The following is a 10,725-nucleotide window of genomic DNA, read 5'->3' as shown; positions in this document are numbered from 1 at the left end:
CGCCCGGAACGGCGATATGATCTGGACGGTGAAGGCCGGCACCCAGCGGCAGATGGACGTCTTCAGCGTCCGCAAACTGTGCGAGATCGCCGACACCTTCGCGGAGGGCTACGTTCGCTTCACGACGCGCAGCAACATCGAGTTCATGGTGAGTTCACAGGACAAGGTCGAGCCGCTGATCGAAGCGCTGACTGCGGCGGGCTTCCCCGTGGGCGGCACCGGCAATTCTGTCTCGATGATCTCGCACACGCAGGGCTGGCTGCACTGCGACATCCCCGGCACCGATGCTTCGGGCGTCGTCAAGAGCCTGATGGACATGATGTATGACGAGTTCATCAAGGAGGAGATGCCGAACCGCGTGAAGATCACGACCTCCTGCTGCCAGATCAACTGCGGCGGTCAGGGCGACATCTCTATCAACGTGCAATATACAAAGCCGCCGAAGATCAATCACGATCTGGTTTCGAAGATCTGCGAGCGCCCCGCTGTAGTCGCGCGCTGCCCCGTGGCGGCCATCCGCCCGGCGATGGTCAACGGGAAGCCGTCGCTCGAAGTAGACGAACAGAAATGCGTGTGCTGTGGCGCTTGCTATCCGCCCTGCCCGCCCATGCAGATCAACGGCGCGGACTCCACCAAGATCGCGGTGTGGGTTGGCGGCAAGCACTCGAATGCGCGATCGAAGCCCAGCTTTCACAAGCTCGTCGTCGCCAACCTCCCCAATAATGCACCTCGCTGGCCCGAAGTGGCCGAAGTCGTTCGCAAGATCCTCTACGCGTACAAGGACAACGCGAAGGACTGGGAGCGCATGGGCGAGTGGATCGAGCGCATCGGCTGGCCACGTTTCTTCGAGCTGACGGGCTTTGCTTTCACGAAGCACCACCTCGACACGTGGACCGGCTCGCGCAAGACGATGAACATGTCAGCGCACGTGCACTTCTAGGCGGGAGGAAGACATGCAGCTTGCAATCGTCGTCAACGAAGGCCCCTACACGCATCAGGCGTCGGACACGGCCTACCATTTCACCAAAGCCGCGCTGGAGAAGGGCCACGGGATCACCCGCGTCTTCTTCTACCACGACGGCGTCAACAACGGGACGCGTCTGACCGTGCCGCCGCAGGACGACCGGAATTTGCAGAAGCTTTGGAGCGAGCTTGGCGAGAAGCACGGGCTCGACATGGTGGTCTGCATCGCGGCGGCACAGCGGCGCGGCATCCTCGATGCCGATGAAGCCAGACGCCACGGCAAGGATGCGAGCAACATTGCGGCGGGATTTCGCATTTCGGGGCTCGGTCAGTTGATCGAGGCTGGCATTGAGGCCGACCGGCTCGTCGTTTTCGGGGATTAGGGGGACGTCATGGCCCAGAAGAAGAAATTTCTCTACCTCAACCGCAAGGCACCGCACGGCACCATCTATGCGCTCGAGTCGCTTGAGGTCGTGCTCATCGGCGCCGCCTTCGAGCAGGACGTCAGCCTCGCTTTCCTCGATGACGGCGTCTTCCAGCTCATGGCGGGGCAGGACACGACCGCCGCCGGAATGAAGAACTTTTCGCGCACGTTCAAGGCGCTCGGCGACTACGACGTGCGCAAGTTCTACGTCGAGCGCGAGTCGCTGGCCGAGCGCGGGCTAACGGTCGAAGACCTGATGCCCATCACCTATGAAGACGAGAACGAGGACTACGCCGAAAAGCCCTCGATCCATCTTGTCGGGCGGGCCGAGCTGGCGGCCATCATCGCAGATCAAGACGTCGTCTTAAGCTTCTGATGCAGGGGAGTTAGAAAGCCATGTCCACTCTTCATACGGTGAACAAATCTCCCTTCGAGCGAAACGCGCTCACGAGCTGCACCGGCCATCTTCTGGCGGGCGACGCCGTGCTCATGATCGAGGACGGTGTTCTCGGGGCGCGCACGGGATCGTCTGCGGTGGCGGTGGTCCAGGCTGCGCTGGAAAGCGGCAGCGTTTATGCGCTCGCGCCGGACTGCGCCGCGCGCGGTATCAAGCCCGACGATCTTATCGAAGGCGTTCAACTCGTCGATTACGCGGGCTTTGTCGACCTCGTCGCGCAGCATCAGCGCACGGTCGCCTGGCTTTGAGAACAGCAGATCAAGAACCAACATGACGGAGTAGAGCATCATGACCATGCAATATAAAATTGGGGACATCGTCGCGGAGCACGATGAGGAGGGCTACCTTACGGACATTACAGTCTGGAACAAGGATCTGGCGCTGCTCATCGCCAAGAGCGAAAATATCGAAATGACGCCTGAGCACTGGGAAGTCGTCGATTTTCTGCGCGAATATTATGAGGAATACCAGATCGCGCCCGCCATCCGCATCCTCGTCAAGGAGATGAAGAAGAAGTTCGGTCCCGAAAAGGGCGATCAGAAATATCTGTATCAGCTCTTCCCCTACGGACCTGCGAAGCAGGCGTGCAAGATCGGCGGCCTGCCGAAGCCGACCGGCTGCGTGTAACAGCCCACTGCATCACCTGAGCATCACCAGGCACCAAGACCTGGGAACTAGGGACGGAATGGCGTGCAAACCACACTCTACGCGGTCATGTTTTACGTCGCCGCAGCGATCTTCGCAGGAGGCCTCGGTCTGCGCGTGTGGCAATACGCGAAGACGCCCGTTCCTCTCAAGATCCCGACGACGCCCGCGCCCATCACGCAGGCGGGGGCAACCTTCCGCGTGCTGCGCGAGGTGGTCGTTTTCGAGAGCCTGTTCAAATCCAACAAGTGGATCTGGCTGTTCGGGTGGATCTTCCATATCGCGCTCGCTCTCGTTCTCGTTCGACACCTGCGCTACTTCACGCAGCCCGTCTGGACGCCCGTCGCGCTCGCGCAGCCCCTCGGCATCTATGCCGGTTTCGCCATGGTCGGCGCGCTGTTCGCGCTTTGGGTCCGGCGCGTCGCAATCTCGCGCATGCGCTATATCAGCGACGCTTTCGACCATTTGATCCTGCTCCTGCTGCTTGCCATCGGCGCGACCGGGCTTGGGATGAAGTTCATCGCTCCGACCGACATCGTAGCGCTGAAAGGCTTTTTCCTCGGGCTGATGGCGTTCGACTGGCAGCCGCTCCCCGCCGATCCGCTTCTGCTTTCGCATCTCGCGCTGGTGGCGCTGCTGATGGTCGTCTTCCCGTTCACAAAGCTGTTGCACGCGCCGGGCGTCTTCTTCAGCCCCTCGCGCAATCAGGCGGACGATGCCCGCGAACGGCGCTACGCGCCCCGTCCTCTGACGAGCAAGGCATAGGGAGGCGCGAATGGAACGGATCGAAGCTCAAGACCTGGGCGAAAGCCCGCTGCATCCAGACCCGCTGGAGATCCCGGCGCTGGCATATGGCGCGATGGCAAAGAGCAAGCCCTATCCGGCGTCTGTGGCGCATCAGACGGCGCTCGGCTTTCCCGGCGAGCTTGTCGAGAACTGGCAGGAAAAGGCGGTCGCGAAGCTCGGTGAGCTTGTCAGGAACAACCGCGCGCTGCGCTTCTATCTCGACGGCTGCGTGCGCTGCGGCGCTTGCACCGACAAGTGCCACTACTTCCTCGGCACCGGCGATCCGAACAACATGCCCGTCGCGCGCCAAAACCTGATGCGCAGGGTCTACCGTCGCTACTTCACGTTTTCGGGCCGGATCGCGCCATCGCTCGTCGGCGCGGAAGACCTCACCCGGGAAGTCCTCGACGAGTGGTACACCTACTTCCACCAGTGTTCCCAATGCCGCCGCTGCTCGGTCTATTGCCCGTTCGGGATCGACACCGCGGAAATTTCCATGGCCGCCCGGGAGATCATGGACACGATCGGCATGGGACAGAAATACTGCAACGAGATCATCGGCAAGGTCTTCAAGATCGGCAATAATCTGGGCCTGCCGCCCAAGGCGCTGAAAGCGACGCTCGCGGGCCTTGAGGAGGAGATCGAAGAGGACACCGGCGTCCCCGTGCGGCTGCCGCTCGATGAGGCGGGCGCCGACATCCTTCTCGTGACGCCGAGCGCGGACTTCTTCGCCTCGCCGCACATGGAAGGACTGATCGGCTACGCAAAGGTGCTGCATGAGTCCGGCGTCTCATGGACGTTCAGTTCGCACGCATCGGAGGCCGCCAATTTCGGCATGTTCATCGGCTCCCGCGAGAACATGCAGAAGGTTGCGCAGCGCATCGCCGATGCCGCCCGCGACCTCAAGGTGAAGCGGATCGTTTTCGGCGAATGCGGGCACGCCTGGCGCGTCGGCTACAATTTTCTCGATACGCTCGCGGGTCCGTTCGATTTCCTCGACCGGCGCTATCCGGTTCCGCAGCACATCTGCGAGTTCACCTACGATCTGATTCAGCAGGGCACGCTGCGCCTCGACAAGTCGAAGAACGACCACATCAGGCTGACTTTCCACGACAGCTGCAACGTCGCGCGCGCCTCGCGCATGGGCGACATGCCGGGCGGACAGTTCGAGATCCCGCGCGCCATCCTGAGGGCGTGCTGCAATCACTACTACGACATGGACCCCGACACGATCCGCGAGGCGACGCTCTGTTGCGGCGGTGGTGGCGGGCTGTTGACCGACGAGCTTATGGACCTACGCACAAAAGGCGCGTCGCCTCGCATGAAGGCGCTGCGCGAGGTCGCCGACGAGCACGGCGTCACGCACATGGCCGCCATTTGCGCCATCTGCAAAGCGCAGTTTTCCAAGGTGCTCCCGAAGTTCGGCTTCGACATGGAGGCGATCGTCAGCGTGCACCAGATGGTTTCGAACGCCATCGTGCTGACCGGCTCGAAGCAGGACGAAGAGGCCAACGAGGCGGATGAAGAAGCCGGGTCGGTACCAGCGGTCGCTGCTCAAGCGGAAACCGCCGAACCGGCACAAGCAGCAAATGCGCAGGAGGAAGCGTGATGGATCGAGGAAATGGAGCCCCGGAACAGCAGACGTTCCGCCGTTTCAAGACCGGCGAAAGCATGTGGGATTGGCCGGATCTGTCGCATAAAATCTTCCAGGCCGATCGCTCCTACAAATGCCCGACCTATGTGCATCGAACGCCGCCGTGCCAGGGCAGTTGCCCGTCCGGCCACGACATCCGCGGCTGGCTCGCCATAGCGCGAGGCCAGGACAAGCCGCCGGTCGCGGGTATGCCGTGGCAGGAATACGCGTTCCAGCGGATGATGGAGGCCAACCCGTTTCCATCGGTGATGGGCCGCGTGTGTCCGGCACCGTGCGAAGACGGTTGCAATCGCAACGAGGTGGATGACTTCGTCGGCATCAACGGCGTCGAGCAATATGTCGGCGACTGGGCTATCGAGCATGGCCTTAAATCACCGGCACCGGGCGCCGACACCGGCAAGAAAGTGGCCGTGATCGGCGGCGGGCCCGGAGGTCTTTCGGCGGCTTATTTTCTTCGGCGCAAAGGTCATGCGGTCACGCTGTTCGAGGCCAACGACCAGCTTGGCGGCATGATGCGCTACGGCATCCCCGGCTACCGCACACCCCGCGACAAGCTCGCAGCGGAGATCGGCCGCATTGTCGATCTGGGTATCGAAGTCAGGCTCAAGACGAAAGTGGGTCGCGACGTGAGCATCGAAGACCTTGAGGCGCGTTACGACGCTATCTTCTGGGCCATCGGCGCGCAGAAGGGGCGCGGGCTGCCGGTGCCGGGCTGGGGGGTGGAGAACTGTCTCTCCGGCGTGGAGTTCCTCGACGCATTCAACCGTGGCTGGGTTTTCTCGACGGCAAAGCGCATCGTTGTCATCGGCGGCGGCGACACGTCCATCGACGTGGCGTCTGTCGCGCGGCGACTGGGACATATCACCCAACACGCCTGGCATGACATTTCCGGGGCGCAGACCCTCGGACATACGGCCCACGACGTCGCTGGAACGATCCGGCGCGAGGGTGTGCAAGCCGTGCTCACGTCGCTATTCCCGCTCGATCAGATGACCGCCGCCATCCGGGAGCGCGAGGATGCGCTGCGCGAAGGCATCGACATTCGCGGCGGCGTCATGCCAGTCGAAATCGTGGTGGACGCGGCGGGGCGCGCGACCGCCATCAAGATGTGCCAATGCACGATGAAGGGCACGACGCCCATCCCGGTCGCGGGTACGGAGTTCGAGGTCGCTTGCGATATGGTGATCTCGGCTATCGGTCAAATGGCGGATCTGGCGGAGGGACTGGAGCGGCTCGACGGCGGAAAAAGCGCCATCGCCATCGACGCCGTTTACAAGGTGAAGGGCACGGAGAAGCACTTCGCCGGCGGCGACGTCGTGCGGCCTAACCTCCTCACGACAGCTATCGGACACGCGCGAATTGCGTCGGAAACGATCACGCACTTCCTTGCGGGCAATCCTCAGGACAAGCGGCCCAAGGTCGACGTGCATCGCTTCGACCTTCCGCAGGAATTGCACGCGCGCGGCCTCTACCCGCAGCCTTACGATCACGGCCCGGTCCGTGGGACGTGCGATGGCGAATTCGCGCTCCACAATTACGAAGACCGGTCGGCGACACAGGTCATCGCGCACACCGCGCTGTTCAAGGGGCACTTTCCTTATTCGCCACGCAACAAGCGCAGCGAACGCCACGTCGACGCCGACGCGGTCATGGGCGATTTCGAGGAGCGCATCGTTGCTTTCACCGAGGCGCAGGCAAAGGCCGAGGGCGAGCGCTGCATGAGCTGCGGGCTTTGCTTCGAATGCGACGCCTGCCTCATTTTCTGCCCGCAGAAGGCCATCGAGCGCGTGCCGAAAAAGGAGCGGGCGATCGGGCGCTACGTCACCACCGACTACAAGAAATGCGTCGGTTGCCACATTTGCCAGGACGTTTGCCCCACGGGCTACATCCAGATGGGCCTCGGGGAGTAAAGCGATGATCCGGGGCGCACGCATCGCTTTGCTCCTTGCCCTCCTGATCGCAAGCCAGATCACGCTTGCGGTTGGCGAGGAGAGCAAGCTCGTACCCCATCCGCCGAAGGGCCGGGGCGAGCAGTGCGTGGCGGCCACCGATTTCATGCGGCGCAATCACATGAACCTGATGAAGCACCAGCGCGATGAGACCGTCCGCGAGGGCGTTCGCGGCAAGGCGTTCAGCCTGACGGGCTGTGTCGACTGTCACGCCGTCAACGGCGCGGACGCCAAGCCTGTGAGCTACGCCGATTCCCGGCATTTCTGCCGTAGTTGCCACGACTATGCAGCGGTCTCCATCGACTGCTTCCAGTGTCACGCATCGCGGCCGGGCTCCGAAAAGCCGCACGCCGCGCAAGGGGTCGGCTCGACTGCACTGGCTGCCGTTGCGGCTTACTTTCAGGGGGCGGCCAATGACCGGAAATAGGCCCGTTGACGAAGGGCGGCGCGGCTTTCTCATGAGCAGCGTGGCCGTCGCCGCAACCTTGCTCGCGCCGGGGGTCACGCTGTACGCGATGGGCGGCGATGCGGCCGCCGCTGCAACCGCGCCCGCCTCTGCGAAAGTCCGCTGGGGCCTCCTGATCGATGCCGCCCAATGCAAGGATGGCTGCGCCGCCTGCATCGACGCTTGCTCCAGCGCTCACGGCTGGCAAAGCGCGGGCCACCCCGAGACGGACGCGCAGTGGGTCCGCAAGATCACGGCAACAGACCCGAAGACCGGCGCGGGATTTTCGGCCCCCGTCATGTGCCAGCATTGTGCGAATGCACCCTGCGTCGACGTTTGCCCCACGGGAGCGTCGTTCAAGCGCGCCGATGGCATCGTCCTCGTCGACCGGCACATCTGCATCGGCTGCCGCTATTGCATGATGGCTTGCCCCTACAAGGCGCGATCCTTCGTGCATGAGCCGGTCGCGGATCAGAAGCCGGATGCGCCGCGAGGCAAGGGCACGGTGGAGGGTTGCACGCTCTGCGCCAGTCGCATTGATGCGGGCGGCGTACCGCACTGCGTCGAGGCGTGCAAGACGGCGGGCCACGGGGCGATCCTATTCGGAGACCTCAACGATCCGTCAAGCGACATCGTGAAACGCATCGCAACTTACCGCTCGACGCGCATCCGCGCTGACCTCGGCTGCGATGCGGCGGTCTACTACACGAATATCTAGCGAGGAACCGCTGCCGGTTCAGGCGCGCAAGGTTGGCCATGGCAAAGATCGCATATCAGAAGCTTACCGATCACAGCAGCTTCTTCTGGGGATTGCTCGGCTTCCATTTGCTCGTCATCGCGGCCGGGCTTGGCGCGGCGCTTTACATGGAACATCACGGCCACGTGGTCACCGGCATGTCGAACCAGATCGTCTGGGGCGCGCCGCATGTCTTCGCGGTCTTCCTGATCGTCGCCGCCTCCGGGGCGCTGAACGTGGCCTCCTTCTCGTCGGTCTTCAACAAGCTCGCCTACAAACCCTATGCGCGGCTGTCGGGAGTCCTCGCCATCGCCTTGCTGATGGGCGGGCTTGCGATCCTGGTGCTGGATCTCGGGCGGCCGGACCGCCTGATCGTGGCGATGACCATCTACAATTTCCGGTCCATTTTCGCCTGGAATATCTACCTGTATGTCGGTTTCATCGCCGTTGTCGGCCTCTACCTTTATGTGATGATGGACAGGCGGGTGTCCCGCTCGGAGACGCCAACAAGGATCGTGGGCGGTTTCGCCTTCTTCTGGCGCTTCGCGCTGACGACCGGCACCGGCTCCATCTTCGGCTTTCTCATCGCGCGCGATGCCTATTCTTCAGCGATCATGGCGGTGTTGTTCATTGCCGCGTCGTTTCTCTACGGGCTCGCCTTCACCGTGCTTGTCTTGCTGACGATGAGCCGGGAAACGCGGCACGAACTCATCAGCGAGGACATGCTCGGCAAATTTCGCGGCTTGTTCATTCTTTTTGCGCTTGCGGTTCTTTACATCACGGCCGTTTTCCACCTGACGAAACTCTACGCGCCCGATTATCGCGAGGTGGAAACCTTCCTGCTTCGCGACGGCGGTATCTACACGCTTGCGTTCTGGGTCGGACAGATCGGGATCGGCCTCTTGCTGCCCCTCGCCATTCTCGTCTTTCGAGGGAGCGGGCGACATGCCTGGCACGCCGTCGCGATTGCCGCGCCGCTCTTTCTCATCGGAGGCGTGGCTCAGATGTACTTCACCATCATCGGCGGGCAGGCTTATCCGCTGCGGCTTTTTCCCGGCATGCAGGTTTCGAGTTCCTTCCACGATGGCGTCATCGCCCAATATTGGCCGTCTCTGCCGGAAGTGCTGCTCGGAGTGAGCGGGGTCTCGCTCGCCATGCTTTTGACCGGCGTTGCGCTGAAGGTTCTGCCATTCCTTCCGCGCCCGGCGAGCGTCTGATGGCGCGGGTTCTCATAGCGGCGGCGCATAAGTCGTCAGGCAAGACAACCCTCTCGGTTGGGCTTGCCGCCGCCTTGGCCGCGCGCGGCCTCAAGGTCCAGACCTTCAAGAAGGGCCCCGACTATATCGATCCCATGTGGCTTTCGCACGCCAGTGGCAGACCCTGCTACAATCTCGACTTCAACACGCATTCGACGGCCGAAATCCTCAGCTCCGCCGCAGCCCGCGAGTCCGCCGCCGATATCGCGCTGATCGAGACCAACAAGGGGCTCCATGACGGCGTCGACCTTGAGGGAAAGGATTCAGGGGCGGCGCTTGCGAAGCTGCTCGCGGCTCCCGTCATCCTCGTGATCGATGCGCTCGGCATGACGCGGGGCATCGCTCCTCTCGTCCTGGGTTATCAGGCGTTCGACCGGGAAACGAACATCGCGGGCATCATCATCAACAAGATTGGGACAGCCCGGCAGCAGGACAAGATATGCCAGGCGCTTGAGCGCTACACCGACATTCTCGTGTTGGGCGCTGTGCCGCGGGACACGGGCTTCTCCATCACCGAGCGCCATCTCGGGCTGATGACGCCGACCGAAACGCCGGAACTTCGCGGCATCATCGGGAGACTGAGAACCGCCGTTGAGGGCGGCGTGGATATGACCCGGCTCCTTGCCATCGGAAGGGCAGCGCCGCCTCTGCCCGGAAGCTTTCCTGCGACGCGGAGCAGGAGCGCCGGGCGGCCTTTGCGCATCGCCATCGCGAGGGACAGCGCTTTCGGCTTCTACTATGCCGACGATCTCGAAGCATTCGAGCGCGAAGGCGCAAGGCTCTGCTTTTTCGACACGCTTTCGGACAATCGGCTTCCGGACGCAGACGGCCTTTTTATCGGCGGGGGCTTTCCCGAGACACAGGCCGCAGGCCTCGAAGCCAATGCCGAACTTCGCGCCGACATCGCGCGCCGCATTCGTGCGGGCCTTCCAACCTATGCCGAGTGCGGCGGCATGATGTATCTGGCGCGATCCATCCGATGGAAGGGCGTCTCGCATGAGATGGTGGGCGTCATCCCGGCCGACGCCGTCATGTATGACCGTCCTCAGGGGCGCGGCCTCGTGATCCTTCATGAAACACGCGAGGCACTCTGGACACAGCCGGGAGCCTCACCGTGCGCGAACATTCCGGGCCATGAGTTCCATTATGCCGCCCTCGAAAACATGAGCAGCGGGCAGCGGTTCGCCTATCGAGTCGCCAGGGGCGAGGGCATCGGCGGCGGCCGCGACGGGATCGTGATCGGAAACCTTCTTGCTAGCTTCAGTCATCTGCGATCGAGCCCGAGCAATCCGTGGGTCAAGAGGTTCGTGGCGTTCGCAAGATCCAGGCTCGAACCGGCGGTGCGCTCGGAACCAGACTATGCGCGGGAAACGATGCCGATTCACCCCTGACTTCGAACTGGATACAAAG

12 protein-coding genes are annotated in these 10,725 nt (G+C 62.7%); all 12 read left to right on the top strand.

Going from position 1 to position 10,725, the window contains the following annotated elements; translation table 11 throughout:
* On the top strand, window positions 1–940 hold a 940-nt coding region (dsrB, locus tag T281_RS13570), incomplete at its 5' end, for a dissimilatory-type sulfite reductase subunit beta (RefSeq protein ID WP_037240133.1).
* A gap of 13 nt (window positions 941–953) precedes the next feature.
* Window positions 954–1,346, top strand: coding sequence for a sulfurtransferase complex subunit TusD (tusD, locus tag T281_RS13565; RefSeq protein ID WP_037240130.1), 393 nt, complete (start codon window positions 954–956; stop codon window positions 1,344–1,346).
* A gap of 9 nt (window positions 1,347–1,355) precedes the next feature.
* The gene (gene tusC, locus T281_RS13560) at window positions 1,356–1,763 is read left to right on the top strand and encodes a sulfurtransferase complex subunit TusC (protein ID WP_037240129.1); all 408 of its coding nucleotides are present in this window, start codon (window positions 1,356–1,358) and stop codon (window positions 1,761–1,763) included.
* A 20-nt stretch (window positions 1,764–1,783) separates the two neighbouring features.
* The gene (gene tusB / locus T281_RS13555; RefSeq protein ID WP_037240128.1) at window positions 1,784–2,092 is read left to right on the top strand and encodes a sulfurtransferase complex subunit TusB; all 309 of its coding nucleotides are present in this window, start codon (window positions 1,784–1,786) and stop codon (window positions 2,090–2,092) included.
* Window positions 2,093–2,132: 40 nt separating this feature from the next.
* Window positions 2,133–2,471 (top strand): TusE/DsrC/DsvC family sulfur relay protein, encoded by a 339-nt coding sequence (locus tag T281_RS13550; protein ID WP_013418278.1) that lies wholly within the window; start codon window positions 2,133–2,135, stop codon window positions 2,469–2,471.
* A 63-nt stretch (window positions 2,472–2,534) separates the two neighbouring features.
* Entirely contained in the window at window positions 2,535–3,254 is a 720-nt protein-coding gene (locus tag T281_RS13545) for a respiratory nitrate reductase subunit gamma (protein WP_081796806.1), read from the top strand.
* 10 nt (window positions 3,255–3,264) lie between these two features.
* On the top strand, window positions 3,265–4,884 hold the full coding sequence (dsrK, locus tag T281_RS13540; protein WP_037240122.1) for a sulfate reduction electron transfer complex DsrMKJOP subunit DsrK: 1,620 nt from the start codon (window positions 3,265–3,267) through the stop codon (window positions 4,882–4,884).
* Complete coding sequence (locus T281_RS13535) at window positions 4,884–6,839, top strand: NAD(P)-binding protein (protein WP_037240120.1); 1,956 nt, start codon at window positions 4,884–4,886, stop codon at window positions 6,837–6,839. Before dsrK ends, T281_RS13535 begins: the two co-directional genes overlap by 1 nt.
* Window positions 6,840–6,843: 4 nt before the next feature.
* Window positions 6,844–7,305, top strand: coding sequence for a hypothetical protein (locus T281_RS13530; protein ID WP_037240116.1), 462 nt, complete (start codon window positions 6,844–6,846; stop codon window positions 7,303–7,305).
* Window positions 7,292–8,041 carry a sulfate reduction electron transfer complex DsrMKJOP subunit DsrO gene (gene dsrO / locus T281_RS13525; RefSeq protein ID WP_037240113.1) on the top strand — a complete coding sequence of 250 codons (750 nt, stop codon included), beginning with the start codon at window positions 7,292–7,294 and terminating at the stop codon, window positions 8,039–8,041. Before T281_RS13530 ends, dsrO begins: the two co-directional genes overlap by 14 nt.
* Before the next feature lie 38 nt (window positions 8,042–8,079).
* Complete coding sequence (nrfD, locus tag T281_RS13520; protein WP_037240110.1) at window positions 8,080–9,276, top strand: NrfD/PsrC family molybdoenzyme membrane anchor subunit; 1,197 nt, start codon at window positions 8,080–8,082, stop codon at window positions 9,274–9,276.
* Window positions 9,276–10,706: a cobyrinic acid a,c-diamide synthase CobB gene (locus tag T281_RS13515; RefSeq protein WP_037240107.1), complete on the top strand. Its 1,431-nt coding sequence runs from the start codon at window positions 9,276–9,278 to the stop codon at window positions 10,704–10,706. The genes nrfD and T281_RS13515 overlap by 1 nt, the downstream gene beginning before the upstream one ends.
* Window positions 10,707–10,725: the final 19 nt, after the last annotated feature.

It is taken from the genome of Rhodomicrobium udaipurense JA643, from assembly GCF_000636015.1.
GTDB lineage: Bacteria > Pseudomonadota > Alphaproteobacteria > Rhizobiales > Rhodomicrobiaceae > Rhodomicrobium > Rhodomicrobium udaipurense.
This window is presented reverse-complemented; position numbering and strand designations above follow the sequence as displayed.

What these genes read in the sequence shown, in the direction of transcription:
- tusD (WP_037240130.1), top strand. Translation starts at nt 954, where the DNA reads ATGCAGCTTGCAATCGTCGTCAACGAAGGCCCCTACACGCATCAGGCG.
- tusC (WP_037240129.1), top strand. Translation starts at nt 1,356, where the DNA reads ATGGCCCAGAAGAAGAAATTTCTCTACCTCAACCGCAAGGCACCGCAC.
- tusB (WP_037240128.1), top strand. Translation starts at nt 1,784, where the DNA reads ATGTCCACTCTTCATACGGTGAACAAATCTCCCTTCGAGCGAAACGCG.
- T281_RS13550 (WP_013418278.1), top strand. Translation starts at nt 2,133, where the DNA reads ATGACCATGCAATATAAAATTGGGGACATCGTCGCGGAGCACGATGAG.
- dsrK (WP_037240122.1), top strand. Translation starts at nt 3,265, where the DNA reads ATGGAACGGATCGAAGCTCAAGACCTGGGCGAAAGCCCGCTGCATCCA.
- T281_RS13535 (WP_037240120.1), top strand. Translation starts at nt 4,884, where the DNA reads ATGGATCGAGGAAATGGAGCCCCGGAACAGCAGACGTTCCGCCGTTTC.
- T281_RS13530 (WP_037240116.1), top strand. Translation starts at nt 6,844, where the DNA reads ATGATCCGGGGCGCACGCATCGCTTTGCTCCTTGCCCTCCTGATCGCA.
- dsrO (WP_037240113.1), top strand. Translation starts at nt 7,292, where the DNA reads ATGACCGGAAATAGGCCCGTTGACGAAGGGCGGCGCGGCTTTCTCATG.
- nrfD (WP_037240110.1), top strand. Translation starts at nt 8,080, where the DNA reads ATGGCAAAGATCGCATATCAGAAGCTTACCGATCACAGCAGCTTCTTC.
- T281_RS13515 (WP_037240107.1), top strand. Translation starts at nt 9,276, where the DNA reads ATGGCGCGGGTTCTCATAGCGGCGGCGCATAAGTCGTCAGGCAAGACA.